Origin of the sequence: Streptomyces sp. BBFR2, from assembly GCF_044497305.1 — a bacterium.
GTDB lineage: Bacteria > Actinomycetota > Actinomycetes > Streptomycetales > Streptomycetaceae > Streptomyces.
Map to the genome: position 1 here is coordinate 5,136,048 of NZ_CP172415.1, position 15,061 is coordinate 5,151,108.

Consider the following 15,061-nt stretch of genomic DNA (forward strand, 5'->3'; position numbering starts at 1 on the left):
GGCCGGTGGCGCCGGTCCGCGGGGGACCGGCGCCACCGGCCGGTGCGGGTCAGTTGAGGGTGTCGGGGTCCGGGCCGGTCCGCAGGCCGCGGTCGAGTCCGGCGATCTCGGTCATCTCGGCGTCGGTGAGCGTGAAGCCGAAGACGTCGAGGTTCTGCCGGATACGGGCCGGGGTGACGGACTTGGGGATCACGACGTTGCCGAGCTGGAGGTGCCAGCGCAGTACGGCCTGGGCCGGGGTGACGCCGTGCGCCGCGGCGATCCGCACGATCGCCTCGTCCGCCAGGACCGCGCCCTGGGCGAGCGGGCTCCACGCCTCGGTGGCGATGGCGTGCTCGGCGTGGAAGGCGCGCAGTTCGGCCTGCTGGAGGCCGGGGTGCAGCTCCACCTGGTTGACCGCGGGCGTGATGCCGGTGTGCTCCATGAGCCGCTTCAGGTGCGGGACCTGGAAGTTCGAGACGCCGATGGCGCGCGCCCGGCCGCCGGCCAGGATCTCCTCCATCACCCGGTACGTCTCGACGTACAGGTCGCGGGCCGGGGTGGGCCAGTGGATGAGGTAGAGGTCGACGTGGTCCAGGCCCAGCTTGTCGAGGGAGGCGTCGAAGGCGGCCGCGGCGCGGTTCACGCCCTGGTCCTCGTTCCACAGCTTGGTGGTGACGAACAGCTCCTCGCGGGGGAGGCCGGAGGCGGCCAGCGCCTTGCCGGTGCCGCGCTCGTTGCCGTAGACCGCGGCGGTGTCGATGCTGCGGTAGCCGGCCTCCAGGGCGGACGAGACCGCGGCGTGGGTCTCCTCGTCGGGGACCTGGAAGACGCCGAAGCCGAGCTGCGGCATGGTCACGCCGTTGGTGAGCGTCACGTTCGGGACGGAGGTCATCAGGGGGTTCCTTTCACGGGGTGCCGTGGTGGCGGGGAGGGCGGCCGGCGGCGCGCGGGGGCGGCCGCCGGCCGGTCCGGGGGAGGGCCCGCGGTCGGTGTGCGGGCGCCGGGGGTGTCTTCCCGGTCTTCGCGGATCGGGGCGTGGCGTCCGGCGGGGACACCCCTGGGTCAGGAGTGGGCGGATCCCGCGGGGACGGGCGCGGCGGCCGCGTCGGGGCGGGCCGGGGCGGTCGCCGCTCCGGTACGGGCGGAGCGCCGTTCCAGCCGGTGGGAGACGACGGCCAGCACCAGGGCGGCGGCGGCCAGGACGGCGCCGACGGCGTTGGGGGCGGCGTAGCCGAGGCGGGCGGAGATCACCAGGCCGCCGAGCCAGGCGGCGAGGGCGTTGCCCAGGTTGAAGGCGCCGATGTTGGCGGCGGAGGCGAGCGTCGGGGCGCCGTGGGCGTGGTCGAGGACGCGCTTTTGGAGCGGCGGGACGGTGGCGAAGCCGAGCGCGCCGATCAGGAAGACCGCCACGACGGCCGTGGCCTTGCCGGAGGCGAGGAAGGTGAACAGCAGCAGGACGACAGCCAGACCGCCCAGGGCGGTGCAGAGCATCGGCATGAGCTTGCGGTCGGCGTACCGGCCGCCGATGAGGTTGCCGACGACCATCCCGGCGCCGAAGACCACCATCAGCCAGGTGACGGAGGACTCCGCGAAGCCGCTGACCTCGGTCATCATCGGCGCGATGTAGGTGATCGCGGCGAACACGCCGCCGAAGCCGAGGACCGTCATCGCCATCGCCAGGACGACCTGGCCGTTCCTGAAGGCGGCGACCTCGTCCCGCAGCCGTACCCCTTCCGGCTTGGGGACGTCGGGGACGAGCTTGGCGACGCCCGCCAGGCCCAGCACGCCGAGGGCGGCGACGATCAGGAAGGTCACCCGCCAGCCGGCGCTCTGGCCGACGTAGGTGCCCACGGGGACGCCGACGACGTTGGCCACGGTCAGTCCGGTGAACATCATGGAGATGGCGCCCGCCTTCTTCTCCGGCGCGACGAGTTCGGCGGCGACGACGGAGCCGATGCCGAAGAACGCGCCGTGGGCCAGCGAGGCCACGACCCGGCCGAGCAGCATGACGACGAAGACGGGGGCGACGGCGGAGATCACGTTGCCGGCGATGAACAGGCCCATGAGCAGCATCAGCATGTTCTTGCGGGAGATCCTGGTGCCGAGGACGGTCATGATCGGCGCACCGATCATGACGCCGAGGGCGTAGCCGGTGACCAGGAAGCCGGCCGTCGGTACGGACACCCCGAGATCCGCGCCGACCTGGGGCAGCAGCCCCATGATGACGAATTCCGTGGTGCCGATTCCGAAGGCTCCTATGGCCAGGGCCAGAAGTGCGAGCGGCATGACGAGGTCCTTCTGAGAGGCGGGGAGGGGACGCGGAGCAGAAGATGCATGAGCGCCTTACGTGCATCGACAATAGTTGCACACGATGGCTAATGGCAAACGCGGGTATAGTGGATCCCGTGATACGGCGGCGGAACCCCGCCGGCGCCTGCCGCCCGTACGACCCGACCGAGGGAGCTGTCCATGACCGCCACCGATCCGGCGATGACCGCACTGGCGCACAGTTGGTCGGCGCTCTCGCTGCTGCACGGCCGTATCGAGGGCAGCGTCGAGCGGGCACTGCAGTCCGGGCACGGTCTGAGCGCCCGCGAGTACTCGCTGCTGGATGTGTTGAGCCGCCAGCACGACGGCGAGGGCGGCCACCTCCAGATGCGGCAGGTCGCCGACGCGGTGGTGCTCAGTCAGAGCGCCACCACCCGGCTGGTGACCCGGCTGGAGGACCGCGGGCTGCTGTCGCGGTACCTCTGCCCCACCGACCGCCGCGGCATCTACACCGACGTCACCGACGAGGGCGCGCGTCTCCTGGAGGAGGCCCGGCCCACCCACAACACGGCCCTGCGCGAGGCCCTGGACCGGGCCGCCGCCGAGCCCGCGCTCGCACCGCTGGTGACCGCCGTCGAACAGCTTCAGGGCGACGTCGGCCCGGTGTGATCCACCGGGGGGGGGCGGCCCGGCGCCGGTGAGCCGCGCCCGGTCGCTCCCGCCCCCACCCGGCAGCCGAAATGCCGTCAACTCCCGTCACCGTGACGGGAGTTGACGGCATTTCGCGTTATCCGGCGTCCGCCGCCCGCATCCCCCGGACCCGGTCCAGTACGCCCGCCAGGGAGAGTTCGAAGGCGGTGTCGGCGCGGTGCGGGCCCGCGTGGGTGAGGGCCGCGGTGAGGCGGGGTGTACCGGCCGCGTCGGCGACCTCCCACATCGTCTCGGGGGCGGCCAGGTCGAGGGCGGAGCCGAGGACGACGTTCTCCACGGCGACGATCACGGGGATCACCTCGGACGGCGGGAACCCGGCGTCCAGCAGCACCCCGCAGGCCCGCTCGTAGAGCGCCAGCACGCGCGGGGCGCGGACGGGGGAGATGGTCAGCAGCGGGATGGTGCGGGGGTGGGCCGCGAAGGCCGCGCGGTAGCTGCGGGCCCACGCCTCCAGGGCCGCGTCCCACGGAGTCAGCTCCAGCGTGGCGGGGTCGATGGCCGCGCCGACGTGCTCACGCAGCAGCTCGATCACCCCGGCCCGCCCGTCGACGTGGTGGTAGACGGAGGCTGTGCGCACCCCCAGCTCCCGGGCTATCTGCGGCACGCTGAAATCGCCCTGCTCATCCACGAGCCGCAGCGCCGTCTCGCCGATCCGTGCCCGGTCCAGCAGCGGCGTCCGCGGCCTCGCCATGTCATCTCTCCCGCCCGTGAGGTCTTCCCGAATCGTACGGGCGGGGGTTACGGTGCAAAAACCGAAAGGCTTTAGGTTAAATTCCTTGCGGTCCCGTTGCCGTGCCCACCCCTCCCGCGCACCGGGCCGCCCTCCTCCTCCGCCGCAGAAGGGCACCCGCACGTATGGCCGCTCCCGCCACGACCCCGCAAGGGGCCACGTCCCGCCCCGCGCCACCCGGCGGCGCCCCGACGCTCCGCCGCGGCAGCCTCTCCGCCGCCGACATCGCCTTCTTCGTCATCTCCGCCGCCGCCCCGCTCACCGTCATGGCCGGAACGTCACCCGTCGCCATCGGCGCCGGCGGGCTCGGCGCCCCCGTCGGCTATCTGCTCGCCGGCGCCACCCTCGCCCTCTTCGCCGTCGGCTTCACGACCATGGCCCGGCACGTCCGCCACGGCGGCGGCTTCTACGCCTTCATCACCCGTGGCCTGGGCCGCCCCGCCGGATTCGGCGCCGCCACCCTCGCCCTCGTCGCGTACAACGGCATGCAGATCGGCGTCCACGGACTGTTCGCCACCGCCACCCAGGACGCCCTGGAAGCCTTCTGGGGTGTGCGTGTGCCCTGGCCGCCGCTGGCCTTCGCGGGGATCGCCGTCATCTGGTACCTCGGGTACCGCAGCATCGACTTCGGCGCGAAGGTCCTCGGCGTGCTGCTGGTCGCCGAGACCGGCATCCTCGTCCTGCTGGCCGGCGGCGTCCTGCTGCACGGCGGCGCGCACGGTCTCGCCGCCGACTCCTTCACCCCCGCGCACGTCCTGGTGCCCGGCACCGGCGCCGTCCTCGCCTTCGCGTTCGCCGCCTTCACCGGCTTCGAGTCGACGGCCATCTACCGCCGGGAGGCCCGCGACCCGGCCCGCACCATCCCCCGCGCCACCTACGTCGCCGTCGCCTTCCTCGGCCTCTTCTACGCCTTCATCATCTGGATCATCGTCCAGGCGTACGGCCCGGACCGGATCGTCGCCGCCGCCCTGCGCGACCCCTCCGGCCTCTTCTTCTCCGCCACCACCCGCTACGTCGGCGCCTGGGCCACCGACCTGATGCACGTCTTCATCGTGACCAGCATCGTCGCCTCCCAACTCGCCTTCCACAACGCCATCAACCGCTACGCGCTCTCCCTCGCCCAGGAGGGCGTACTGCCCGCCGCCCTCGGCCGCGTCCACCCCCGCAACCGCTCCCCGTACGTCGCCGGAGCCGTGCAGAGCCTCCTCGCCGTCCTCGTCGTGGCGGGCTTCGCGGTGGCCGGCGCCGACCCGTACCAGCAACTGCTGCTGTGGATGAACACCCCCGGCATGCTGGGCCTGCTCGCGCTCCAGGCGCTGACCGCCGCCGCCGTGCCGCTCTTCTTCCGCCGCATCAGCCACGGCGAGGGCCTGTGGCGCACCCGTGTCGCGCCGATCGCCGCCGCCGTGCTGATGACCGGCGCCCTCGGCCTCGTCATCTCCAAGATCGACCTGATGACGGCGGCGCCGCTCGCCACCAACACCGTCCTGGTCCTCCTCGTCCCCGCCGCCTTCCTCCTCGGCCTCGCCCTCTCCCGCCGGATCCGCCGCACCCGCCCCGCCGTCCACGCGGGCTTCGCCGCCGAACCGGCCGAATCCGACGGACCCGACGGACCCGACGGACCCGACGGACCCGACGGACCCGAGGGCGCCGACGGACCCGAGGCCGCCGGGGAGCGGACGCCCGCCGCCCCGCCCCGTCCCGCCGCCCCCGACCACCCCGCCGACGGTCCCTGACGACTGGCCCCCGCCCCCCTCTGAAACCGCACCACCCGAGGAGCCTTGCGTGACCACCGCATCCCCCGCCCCGCTGACCGCCGCCGACACCGTGCTGACCGGCGCCCGGATCCGCACCCTCGACCCGCGGCGCCCCTGGGCGAGCGCCGTCGCCGTCAAGGACGGCCGGATCGCGGCGGTCGGTGAGGAGGCCGACGTACGCGACTGGCGGGGCGCCGCCACCGAGGTCGTCGACCTGAGCGGCGCCACCCTCACCCCCGGCCTCGTCGACGGCCACTCCCACCCCGTCTGGGGCATCGACATGTCCGCGGGCATCGACCTCACCGCCGTCCGCGACCTCGACCAGCTCCGCGCCGCCCTCGCCACCGCCGCCCGCGATCTGCCGCCCGGCGGCTGGGTCACCGGCTGGGGCCTGGACCACAACGTCTTCGGCGGCCGCCCCGTCCACCGCGCCCTGATCGAGGACGCCCTCGGCGGCGCCCCCGCCTTCCTGCGGCTCTACGACGGCCACTCCGCGCTGGCCAGCGGCGCGGCGCTGGCCGCCGCAGGTGTCACCGGACCGCGCGCCTTCGCCCAGCGCGCCAGCGTCGTCTGCGACGCGGACGCCACCCCCACCGGGCACCTGATCGAGCACGCCGCGATGGACCTGCTGGCCGACGTCATCCCGCTGCCCGACCCCGCACAGCGCCGCGCCCGGCTGCTCGCCTCCCTGAACGAGATGGCCGCCGCCGGCCTGACCGGCGCCCATGTGATGGACATGCAGAGCCCCGGCGTCCCCGAACTCCTCGACGCGATCGAGGCGGACGGCCATCTCCCCGTCCGTCTCCGCCTCGCCCCCTGGTGCATGCCCGGCATCGACACCGACGGCCTCGACCACCTCATCGCCCTCCAGCGCCTCGGCGGCCGTCAGTGGCGGGTCGGCGGCGTGAAGTTCTTCATGGACGGCACCGTCGAGGGCGGCACCGCCTGGCTGGAACACCCCGACTGCCACGGCGAGGGCACCGACGCGTTCTGGCCGGACCCGGCCGCGTACACCCACGCCGTCCACCACCTCGCCCGCGCCGGGGTCCGCACCGCCACCCACGCCATCGGCGACGCCGCCGTCCGCCACGCCCTCGACACCGTCGAACTCCTCGGCGACACGGCCCGCGGGCGGCACCGCATCGAGCACATCGAGACCGTCCCCGGCGACCAACTGCCGCGCTTCGCCGCGCTCGGCGTCGCCGCCTCCATGCAGCCGCTGCACACCGCCTACACCCGCGCCGACCACACCGACGCCTGGTCCCGCCGGGTCGGCGAGGAGCGCGCCGCACGCGCCTGGCGCTGCCGCGACCTGCGGGACGCCGGCGCCGTCCTCGTCCTCGGCTCGGACTGGCCGATCGCCCACCACGATCCGCGCGCCACCCTCGCCACCGCCCGGCTGCGCCGCCCCGCGGGCGCCCCCGGCACCGCGCCCATCACCCCCGAACAGGCCCTCACCGGCCTGATGGCGCTGGAGGGCTGCACCTCGCACGCCGCGCTCGCCGTCGGCGAGGAACACGAGGCGGGCCGCGTCGCCCCCGGCTTCCGCGCCGACCTCACCGCCCTCGCCGCCGACCCCGTCACCGCCCCCGCCGACGACGTCGCCACCGCCCCGGTCCGCCTGACGATGTCCGGCGGCCGGATCACCCACCGGGGCTGACCCCCGGGAACCGGAACGGCCACGCGCCCCGGGGGAGCGGACTTCGGTCCGCCCCGGGGCGCGTGGCCGTTCCGCCGCCGGCCGCGCCTCGTTCCGGGCCTCGTTCCGGGCCCTGAGCCGGGTCCGGGCCGCACCGCGCCGGTGCGGATTCCGTGCACCGAGCCCCCGCGCGGCCACCCGGACCCGGACCGGGCCGCACGCCCACCGACGGCAGAGCCCGGGCCGGGGCGGGCCAGGGGGCCGCCGGCCCCGGCCTCACCCCCTCTCTCCGCCCCCCTCCGCGCCTGGCACGGTCGTACCGATGAGGCCCGCGAGGCGGTGCAGTTGCTCGGTGAGCGTCCGGCGTTCCTCCGGAGTGAACTGCGACAGGGCCGCGTACTGGCGGGCGCGCAGTTCGTCGCGCATGGCGGCCAGCCGGGCGGCGCCCTCCTCGGTGAGGCGGATGAGGACCTGGCGTTCGTCGTGCGGGGCGCGGCGCCGGGTCACCATGCCGCGGGTCTGGAGCTGCTGGAGCATGCGGGTGGCGGTGGGCACGCTGACCTCGGCGCGGGCCGCCAGCCGGCCGACCGGCAGCCCGTCGTCACCGGCGCCCTCGGCGAGCGGGGCGAGCAGGGCGAGCTGCGCCATGGACAGTCCGGTGGCGGACCGCCCGGCGGTGGCGGTCCGGGCCCGCCGCATGGCGCTGAAGAGCCGGTCGGCGGCGCGGGCCAGCTCGTCCACGCCGGGCTCCGCGGGGCCGTCGGCGGCGTCGGGGTTGCGCTTCTCTGGCATGAAAGTTAGCTTACTAAAAGAAATTCATTAGCAAGCTAAACGTTGGGAGGCGAGGGGTCATGACTCCCGCTCGTATCGACGTCCACCAGCACATCGTTCCGCCCGTCTGGGCCGAGACCCTCGCCGCCCGCGGCCTCGACTCCGGCGGCTGGGCCATCCCGGAATGGAGCTCCCGCGGCGCCCTCGCGATGATGGACCGCCACGCCATCGCCACCGGCGTCCTCTCCGTCACCGCCCCCGGCGTCCACCTCGGCGACGACGCGTCGGCCCGCGCCCTCGCCCGCGCCGTGAACGAGTACGGCGCCGAGGTCGTCAAGGACCGCCCCGACCGCTTCGGCCACTTCGCGAGCGTCCCGCTGCCCGACGTGGACGGCGCCGTCGCGGAAGCCGTCCACGCGCTGGACACCCTCGGCGCCGACGGCGTCGTCCTCATGTCCAACGCCCGCGGCCGTTACCTCGGCGACCCCGCCTTCACCCCCCTGTGGGAAGAGCTGGACCGCCGCGCCGCGAACGTCTTCGTCCACCCCGCCCAACCGCCGATGGACCTGCTCCCGGGCACCCCCGCCCCGCTCGCCGACTACGTCTTCGACACCACCCGCACCGCCCTCGACATGGTGCTGAAGGGCGTCATGACCCGCTACCGGCGCGTGCGGGTGATCCTCTCCCACGGCGGCGGCTTCCTGCCCTACGCCGCGTACCGCTTCTCCGGCCTGACCTCCACCGTCGTCGACCGCGAGCGCCCGGCCGAGGACGTCCTGCGCGACCTGAAGCGCTTCCACTTCGACACCGCGCTCTCCGCGAGCCCCAGCGCCCTGCCCGCCCTGCTCGCCTTCGCCGAGCCCGGCCACGTCCTCTACGGCAGTGACTGGCCCTTCGCCCCGGAGGAGGCCGGCGGCTACTACGACCACTTCCTGGAGACCTACCCGGACTTCACCCCGGGCCAGGCCGCGGCGATCGACCGCGCCGGCGCGGAGGCGCTCTTCCCCCGCCTGGCCCGCTGACCCCTAGGAGGCCGGCGCCGTCTCGACGACGTGCCGCGCCAGATGGTGCGGCAGCGTCCCGTACCACAGGCAGGCCACCGCGAAGCCGAACAGCAGGCACAGGGCGCCGCCGCACGCGTCCAGCCAGAAGTGGTTGGCGGTCGCGACGATCACCAGCAGGGTGAAGAACGGGTAGCACAGCCCCGCCGCCTTCACCCACGCCCGCCGGGCCAGCAGCGCCACCGTCAGCCCGCACCACAGCGACCAGCCGATGTGCATCGACGGCATCGCCGCGTACTGGTTCGACATCGACGCCAGATCCCCCGACGCCAGCGAACCCCAGGTGTGGTGCTGGACGAGGGTGTCGACGAACCCGCCGCCGGCCATCAGCCGCGGCGGCGCCAGCGGATAGAAGTAGTAGCCGACGAGCGCGACGCCGGTGGTCGCGAAGAGCGCGAGGCGGGCGGCGGCGTACCGCCCCGGGTGCCGGCGGTAGAGCCAGACCAGCACCCCGATCGTCACCACGAAGTGCAGCGTCGCGTAGTAGTAGTTCATCGGCACGATCAGCCATGTCACGGCGTTCACCGCGTGGTTGACGGTGTGCTCGACGGCGATGCCCAGGGCGTGCTCCGCCCGCCAGATCCCGTCGGCGTTCCGCAGCGCCTGCGCCTGCTGCTCGGGCACCGCGTTACGGATGACGGAGTACGCCCAGTAGCTGACCGCGATGAGCAGGACCTCGAACCACAGCCGGGGCGCGCGCGGGGCCCGCAGCCGGCTCATCCGGCCCGTCCGGGGAGGACGGTCCGCGGTCGCGCCGTGAGGCGGCGGGCTGACAGGACGGTCGTCCACGGTCCTCACATGCGCTTCACCCATAGGCAGACAGTTTGCCAGAAAAGGGTTACCCGTCTGTCATCCCCTGGTGGGGTTGGCGACGACCTGAATACTTCTAGGGGAGGATGCCCCGACCCCGCCCTACAGGGGCGGAGTGGAAGGCTCCGGAACCTTTGTCCGTTTCGATGGCGATACGGGCTCCGCGGGCGGCGCCTCCCCGGCGCCCCCGGGCCACGCCGGAGCCTTCGCACCGGCCCCCGCCCGGGGAGCCGACGCGGTCGAGCCCCGCACCACCAGCTCCGGGTGGAAGACGAACTCGCTGTGCGGCGCGGGCGTCCCGCCGATCTCCTCCAGCAGCGCCCGCACCGCGGCCTGACCCATCGCCGGAACCGGCTGCCGGATCGTCGTCAGCGGCGGATCGGTGAACGCGATCAGCGGGGAGTCGTCGAAGCCGACGACGGAGACCTCCCGCGGCACGTCGAGCCCCCGCTGCCGGGCCGCGCGGATCGCGCCGAGCGCCATCATGTCGCTGGCGCACACCACCGCCGTCGCCCCGCGGTCCAGCAGCGCCCCCGCCGCCGCCTGCCCGCCCTCCAGCGAGTACAGCGAATGCTCGATGCACCGCTCGGCGTCGGCGGCGTCCAGCCCGAGCTGTTCGCGGACCGCCCGGACGAACCCCTCGATCTTCCGCTGCACCGGCACGAACCGCCGCGGTCCGAGCGCCAGCCCGACGCGGCGGTGGCCCAGCGCCACGAGGTGGGTGACCGCCAGGTGCACCGCCGCCCGGTCGTCGGGGGAGACGAACGGCGCCCGCACCTCGGGGGAGAAGCCGTTGATCAGGACGAACGGCACGCCCTGGCCGCGCAGCCGGGCGTAGCGCTGCATATCGGCGGAGGTGTCGGCGTGCAGTCCGGAGACGAAGATGATGCCGGCCACCCCGCGGTCGACCAGCATCTCCGTCAGCTCGTCCTCGGTGGAGCCGCCCGGCGTCTGCGTGGCGAGCACCGGGGTGTAGCCCTGCCGCGTCAGCGCCTGGCCGATCACCTGGGCGAACGCCGGGAAGATCGGATTCTCCAGCTCCGGGGTGATCAGCCCGACCAGACCCGCGCTGCGCTGCCGCAGCCGGACCGGGCGCTCGTAGCCCAGGACGTCGAGGGCGGCCAGCACCGACTGGCGGGTGGCCGCGGAGACGCCCGGTTTACCGTTGAGCACCCGGCTGACGGTGGCCTCGCTGACACCCGCCTGCGCTGCGATGTCGGACAGGCGGGCGGTCATGCCGGGGACTTTACCTTTCGCCCCTCAGATTGCCCACCAGGCGCAAGCGTCCCCGGGGAGCACCGCCGCGGCCCCCCGGACCGGCAGCGGAGTGCTGGCCAGCAGCAGCCGTCCGGGCGCCTCGAACGCGATGTCGCGGCCGGTGGTGTTGACGGTGCAGACCACCCCGGGGCGGGCGAACGCCAGCACCCCGTCGGGCGCCTCGCGCCAGCTCATCTCCCCGTCGCCCAGCCCCGGCAGCGCCCGCCGCAGCGCCAGCGCCGCCCGGTACAGCTCCAGCGTGGAGTCCACGTCACCGGTCTGCGCCGCCACCGACAGCCCGCCCCATCCGGCCGGCTGCGGCAGCCAGCTCCCGCCGTCCCCGAAGCCGTACGAGGGGCCGTCCGCGGCCCACGGCAGCGGCACCCGGCAGCCGTCACGCAGCCCCTCCTGCCCGGAGGAGCGGCCCGCGCGGCGGGTGAACGCCGGGTCCTGCCGGGCCTCGTCGGGCAGTTCGGTGACCTCCGGCAGGCCCAGTTCCTCACCCTGGTAGAGGTAGGCGGAGCCGGGCAGCGCCAGCATCAGCAGGGTCGCCGCGCGGGCGCGGGCGAGGGAACCGAGCCGGGTGGCGTGCCGGACCACGTCGTGGTTGGAGAGCACCCAGGTGGTCGGGGCGCCGACGGAGGCGGTGGCGGCCAGCGACGCGTCGATGACCTCGCGCAACGCCTCCTTCTCCCAACGTGCCGTGAGGAATTGGAAGTTGAAGGCTTGGTGCAGCTCGTCCGGGCGGACGTAGAGCGCCAGCCGTTCCGGGGTGGGCGCCCAGGCTTCCGCGACACCGATGCGCGCGCCGCCGTAGCTGTCCAGCAGGGTGCGCCAGGAGCGGTGGATGGCGTGGACGCCGTCCTGGTCGAAGAAGGGCAGCGTCTGGCTGCCGATCAAGGTGGCCTGGCTGTCGCACCCGATGTCCGGCAGGCCCGGCGCCTTGACCATGCCGTGCGCGACATCGATGCGGAAGCCGTCGACGCCGAGGTCGAGCCAGAACCGCAGGATCGCCTCGAACTCCGCGTGCACGTCGGGGTTGTCCCAGTTCAGGTCGGGCTGTTCGGGCGCGAAGAGGTGGAGGTACCAGTCGCCGCGTTCGGTGCGGGTCCAGGCGGGGCCGCCGAAGACCGACTCCCAGTCGTTGGGCGGCAGCTCGCCGCCGGTGCCGCGGCCGGGCCGGAAGAGGTAGCGCTCGCGGGCCAGCTCCGGGTCGCGGAACCACGGGTGCCGGTCGGAGGTGTGGTTCGGCACGATGTCGATGATCACCCGCAGTCCGCTCGCGTGCGCGGCGCGGATCAGCGCGTCGGCGTCCTCCAGACTGCCGAACAGCGGGTCGACCGAGCGGTGGTCGGCGACGTCGTACCCGCCATCGGCCTGCGGCGACGCGTAGAACGGCGTGAGCCAGAGCGCGTCCACGCCCAGCTCCTTGAGGTACGGCAGCCGTGCGCGGACCCCGCGCAGATCGCCGATGCCGTCGCCGTCGCTGTCCGCGAACGACCGTACGTAGACCTGGTAGATGACGGCGTCGCGCCACCAGCCGGGGCCGGGGTGCTGCCCGGTGGTGTGGCGGACGGGGGTGGGGGAGGTGAGCTGCTCGGTCATCTGCCGTCCCTCGGTGTGTGGGGAGGCGGACGGCGTCCCGCCGGTGCGGCGCGGGGCCGCGGGGGCGCCGTGCGCCGCCAGGAGCGATGCGCCTGGCACCGGAATCAACGCGCGGACGGGCGCCGGGTGACGGCCCGTGCGCCTTCTCCCCGCAGACCTTTCCAGCAACCTTGCAGAAATATTGCGCAAGGTCTTTCGGTTTTCTTACGGCGCTGTTACGTTCCACCACGCCATCTCAGGCGATTCCCAAAGGAGTTCACATGCGGCGTGGCATACGTGGCGTCACCGCCACCGCACTGGCGGCGGGCCTGGCCCTGACGGCGACGGCCTGCGGTGGCGGCGACGGCGGCGGGAGCGGCGGCGACGGAAAGATTTCCGGCACCGTCACCTTCTGGGACACCTCCAACGACGCCGAGAAGGCCACCTACCGCAAGCTTGCGGAAGGCTTCGAGAAGGAACACCCCGGCGTCCACGTCAAGTACGTCAACGTGCCCTTCGGCGACGCCAACGCCAAGTTCAAGAACGCGGCGGGCGGCAACGCCGGCGCCCCCGACGTGATGCGCACCGAGGTCGCCTGGACCGCCGACTTCGCCCACCTCGGCTACCTCGCCCCCCTCGACCACACCCCCGCCCTCGACAACCCGGCCGACTACCTCCCGCAGGCCCTCGGCTCCACGAAGTACGACGGCAAGACGTACTCCGTGCCGCAGGTCATCGACACCCTCGGCCTCTTCTACAACAAGCGGCTGCTGAAGAAGGCGGGCGTGGACGTCCCCAAGACCTTCGCCGAGCTGGAGTCCGCCGCGAAGAAGATCAAGGCGAAGACCGGCGCCACCGCCCTCTACCTGCGCGGCGACGACCCGTACTGGTTCCTGCCCTATCTCTACGGCGAGGGCGGCGACATGGTCGACGCCCGCGACAAGACCGTCGAGATCGACGACGATGCCGGCACCCGCGCCTTCGCCGTCCTCAAACGCCTCATCGACTCGAAGGCGGCCGTCACCGACGCCACCGACGGCCAGGAGAACCAGCTCAAGGCCCTCAAGGACGGCGACGTCGCGATGGCGATCGACGGCCCCTGGGACATCGAGGGCGCCCGCGCCGGCAAGGCGTTCACCGACAAGGACAACCTCGGCGTCGCGCCCGTCCCCGGCGGCAGCAAGGCCCAGGGCTCCCCGCAGGGCGGCTGGAACCTCTCCGTCTACGCCGGATCCGGCAACCTCGACACCGCCTACGCCTTCGTCAAGTACATGAGCGGCGCCGACGTCCAGCGGAAGACCACCGAGCAGCTCAGCCTGCTGCCCACCCGCAAGTCCGTCTACGCCCTGCCGTCGGTGAAGAAGAACGAGATGGTGAAGTTCTTCCAGCCGGCCGTCAACGGCGCCGTCGAACGCCCCTGGATCGCCGAGGGCAACTCCCTCTTCGAGCCGGTCAAGGTCCAGATGAACAAGGTCCTCACCGGCGCCGCCACCCCCAGCCAGGCGGCCGCGGCCACCGGCGACGCCTACCGGAAACTGCTCAAGGACTACAAGTGACCCTCGCCGCCCGCGCCCGCCGCGCGCTGGCACCCCACTGGTACGCCTGGACGATGGTGGCGCCCGTCGCCGTCGTCCTCGGCGTCATCATCGGGTTCCCGCTGGTCCGCGGCGTGTACCTGTCCCTGACCGACGCCGACGAGGCCAACGTCGCCCGCGACATCGGCATGAACCACCTGCCGGCCACCTACCACTTCACCGGCCTCGGCACCTACCGCGCGATCCTCACCGACTCCGTCTTCTGGGGGCGCCTGGGCTGGACCGTCGTCTGGACGGTCGCCTGCGTCGGCCTGACCTACCTCATCGGGCTGGGCCTGGCGACGCTCCTCAACCGCCCGCTGCGCGGCCGCACCGCCTACCGCCTCGCGCTGATCCTGCCGTGGGCGCTGCCCGCCTTCGTCTCCGTCTTCACCTGGCGGATGCTCTTCAACGACCGCAACGGACTGCTCAACTCCGTCCTGACCGGCGGCGGCATCGGCGCGGTCCCCTGGCTCAACGACCCGACGTGGGCGAAGCTCGCCGTCATCGCCGTCAACGTCTGGCTCGGCGTCCCCTTCATGCTCGTCGCCCTCCTCGGCGGCCTCCAGTCCGTCCCGGGCGAGCTGTACGAGGCGGCCGAGATGGACGGCGCCGGACCCTGGCAGCGCTTTTGGAACATCACCCTGCCGGGCCTGCGCACCGTCAGCTCCACGGTGATCCTGCTCTCCACCATCTGGACGTTCAACATGTTCCCGGTGATCTTCCTGCTCACCCGGGGCGGCCCCGGCGACGCCACGGAGATCCTGGTGACGTACGCCTACCGCCTCTCCTTCGTCGACAGCCCCCGCGACTTCTCCGGCTCCGCCGCCTGGGGCGTCCTGATCCTCCTGATCCTCTGCGTCGCCGCCGTCCTGCACCGCCGCGCGCTCCGCAAGCAGGGAGAGACGTGGTGACCG

At 73.4% G+C, this 15,061-nt stretch carries 13 protein-coding genes; 6 read left to right on the forward strand and 7 right to left on the reverse strand.

What is annotated here, in order from left to right:
• Nucleotides 1–49 precede the first annotated feature (49 nt).
• On the reverse strand, nucleotides 50–874 hold the full coding sequence (locus ACGH2B_RS20875) for an aldo/keto reductase (protein WP_399091866.1): 825 nt from the start codon (nucleotides 872–874) through the stop codon (nucleotides 50–52).
• A 170-nt stretch (nucleotides 875–1,044) separates the two neighbouring features.
• Nucleotides 1,045–2,268, reverse strand: coding sequence for an MFS transporter (locus ACGH2B_RS20880; protein WP_399091869.1), 1,224 nt, complete (start codon nucleotides 2,266–2,268; stop codon nucleotides 1,045–1,047).
• Nucleotides 2,269–2,451: 183 nt separating this feature from the next.
• On the opposite strand from ACGH2B_RS20880, the gene ACGH2B_RS20885 reads away from it, so the two are divergent.
• Nucleotides 2,452–2,919 carry a MarR family winged helix-turn-helix transcriptional regulator gene (locus ACGH2B_RS20885; protein WP_399091872.1) on the forward strand — a complete coding sequence of 156 codons (468 nt, stop codon included), beginning with the start codon at nucleotides 2,452–2,454 and terminating at the stop codon, nucleotides 2,917–2,919.
• A gap of 118 nt (nucleotides 2,920–3,037) precedes the next feature.
• On the opposite strand, the gene ACGH2B_RS20890 is transcribed toward ACGH2B_RS20885, so the two are convergent.
• Nucleotides 3,038–3,652, reverse strand: a complete 615-nt coding sequence (locus ACGH2B_RS20890) for a TetR/AcrR family transcriptional regulator (protein WP_399091875.1) — start codon at nucleotides 3,650–3,652, stop codon at nucleotides 3,038–3,040.
• A 164-nt stretch (nucleotides 3,653–3,816) separates the two neighbouring features.
• Between ACGH2B_RS20890 and ACGH2B_RS20895 the strand changes: the two genes are divergently transcribed.
• Both ACGH2B_RS20895 and ACGH2B_RS20900 read left to right on the forward strand, forming a co-directional pair.
• Nucleotides 3,817–5,427, forward strand: coding sequence for an APC family permease (locus ACGH2B_RS20895; RefSeq protein WP_399091878.1), 1,611 nt, complete (start codon nucleotides 3,817–3,819; stop codon nucleotides 5,425–5,427).
• 73 nt (nucleotides 5,428–5,500) lie between these two features.
• Nucleotides 5,501–7,108, forward strand: coding sequence for an amidohydrolase (locus ACGH2B_RS20900; protein ID WP_399097190.1), 1,608 nt, complete (start codon nucleotides 5,501–5,503; stop codon nucleotides 7,106–7,108).
• 255 nt (nucleotides 7,109–7,363) lie between these two features.
• Here the strand turns inward: ACGH2B_RS20900 and ACGH2B_RS20905 are convergent, their stop codons facing one another.
• Nucleotides 7,364–7,879, reverse strand: coding sequence for a MarR family winged helix-turn-helix transcriptional regulator (locus tag ACGH2B_RS20905; protein WP_399091881.1), 516 nt, complete (start codon nucleotides 7,877–7,879; stop codon nucleotides 7,364–7,366).
• Nucleotides 7,880–7,938: 59 nt separating this feature from the next.
• Between ACGH2B_RS20905 and ACGH2B_RS20910 the strand changes: the two genes are divergently transcribed.
• Nucleotides 7,939–8,880 (forward strand): amidohydrolase family protein, encoded by a 942-nt coding sequence (locus ACGH2B_RS20910; protein ID WP_399091884.1) that lies wholly within the window; start codon nucleotides 7,939–7,941, stop codon nucleotides 8,878–8,880.
• Nucleotides 8,881–8,883: 3 nt separating this feature from the next.
• Here ACGH2B_RS20910 and ACGH2B_RS20915 read toward each other — a convergent pair whose 3' ends face one another.
• From ACGH2B_RS20915 to ACGH2B_RS20925, 3 genes are all read right to left on the reverse strand, one after another.
• Nucleotides 8,884–9,732: a phosphatase PAP2 family protein gene (locus tag ACGH2B_RS20915; protein ID WP_399091887.1), complete on the reverse strand. Its 849-nt coding sequence runs from the start codon at nucleotides 9,730–9,732 to the stop codon at nucleotides 8,884–8,886.
• 99 nt (nucleotides 9,733–9,831) lie between these two features.
• Nucleotides 9,832–10,965 (reverse strand): LacI family DNA-binding transcriptional regulator, encoded by a 1,134-nt coding sequence (locus ACGH2B_RS20920; RefSeq protein ID WP_399091890.1) that lies wholly within the window; start codon nucleotides 10,963–10,965, stop codon nucleotides 9,832–9,834.
• A 24-nt stretch (nucleotides 10,966–10,989) separates the two neighbouring features.
• The gene (locus tag ACGH2B_RS20925) at nucleotides 10,990–12,591 is read right to left on the reverse strand and encodes a glycoside hydrolase family 13 protein (protein WP_399091893.1); all 1,602 of its coding nucleotides are present in this window, start codon (nucleotides 12,589–12,591) and stop codon (nucleotides 10,990–10,992) included.
• 260 nt (nucleotides 12,592–12,851) lie between these two features.
• Here ACGH2B_RS20925 and ACGH2B_RS20930 point away from each other — a divergent pair, with 260 nt between their 5' ends.
• Both ACGH2B_RS20930 and ACGH2B_RS20935 read left to right on the forward strand, forming a co-directional pair.
• Nucleotides 12,852–14,126, forward strand: coding sequence for an extracellular solute-binding protein (locus ACGH2B_RS20930; RefSeq protein ID WP_399091896.1), 1,275 nt, complete (start codon nucleotides 12,852–12,854; stop codon nucleotides 14,124–14,126).
• Nucleotides 14,127–14,179: 53 nt separating this feature from the next.
• A complete protein-coding gene (locus ACGH2B_RS20935; protein ID WP_399097193.1) occupies nucleotides 14,180–15,058 on the forward strand; it encodes a carbohydrate ABC transporter permease in 879 nt (292 codons plus the stop codon).
• Nucleotides 15,059–15,061 lie beyond the last annotated feature (3 nt).

Bases quoted from the DNA above. Each gene is read 5' to 3' on its own strand.
- ACGH2B_RS20905 (WP_399091881.1), bottom strand. From the start codon at position 7,879: ATGCCAGAGAAGCGCAACCCCGACGCCGCCGACGGCCCCGCGGAGCCC.
- ACGH2B_RS20930 (WP_399091896.1), top strand. From the start codon at position 12,852: ATGCGGCGTGGCATACGTGGCGTCACCGCCACCGCACTGGCGGCGGGC.
- ACGH2B_RS20915 (WP_399091887.1), bottom strand. From the start codon at position 9,732: ATGGGTGAAGCGCATGTGAGGACCGTGGACGACCGTCCTGTCAGCCCG.
- ACGH2B_RS20885 (WP_399091872.1), top strand. From the start codon at position 2,452: ATGACCGCCACCGATCCGGCGATGACCGCACTGGCGCACAGTTGGTCG.
- ACGH2B_RS20875 (WP_399091866.1), bottom strand. From the start codon at position 874: ATGACCTCCGTCCCGAACGTGACGCTCACCAACGGCGTGACCATGCCG.
- ACGH2B_RS20935 (WP_399097193.1), top strand. From the start codon at position 14,180: ATGGTGGCGCCCGTCGCCGTCGTCCTCGGCGTCATCATCGGGTTCCCG.
- ACGH2B_RS20925 (WP_399091893.1), bottom strand. From the start codon at position 12,591: ATGACCGAGCAGCTCACCTCCCCCACCCCCGTCCGCCACACCACCGGG.
- ACGH2B_RS20920 (WP_399091890.1), bottom strand. From the start codon at position 10,965: ATGACCGCCCGCCTGTCCGACATCGCAGCGCAGGCGGGTGTCAGCGAG.
- ACGH2B_RS20910 (WP_399091884.1), top strand. From the start codon at position 7,939: ATGACTCCCGCTCGTATCGACGTCCACCAGCACATCGTTCCGCCCGTC.
- ACGH2B_RS20890 (WP_399091875.1), bottom strand. From the start codon at position 3,652: ATGGCGAGGCCGCGGACGCCGCTGCTGGACCGGGCACGGATCGGCGAG.
- ACGH2B_RS20895 (WP_399091878.1), top strand. From the start codon at position 3,817: ATGGCCGCTCCCGCCACGACCCCGCAAGGGGCCACGTCCCGCCCCGCG.
- ACGH2B_RS20880 (WP_399091869.1), bottom strand. From the start codon at position 2,268: ATGCCGCTCGCACTTCTGGCCCTGGCCATAGGAGCCTTCGGAATCGGC.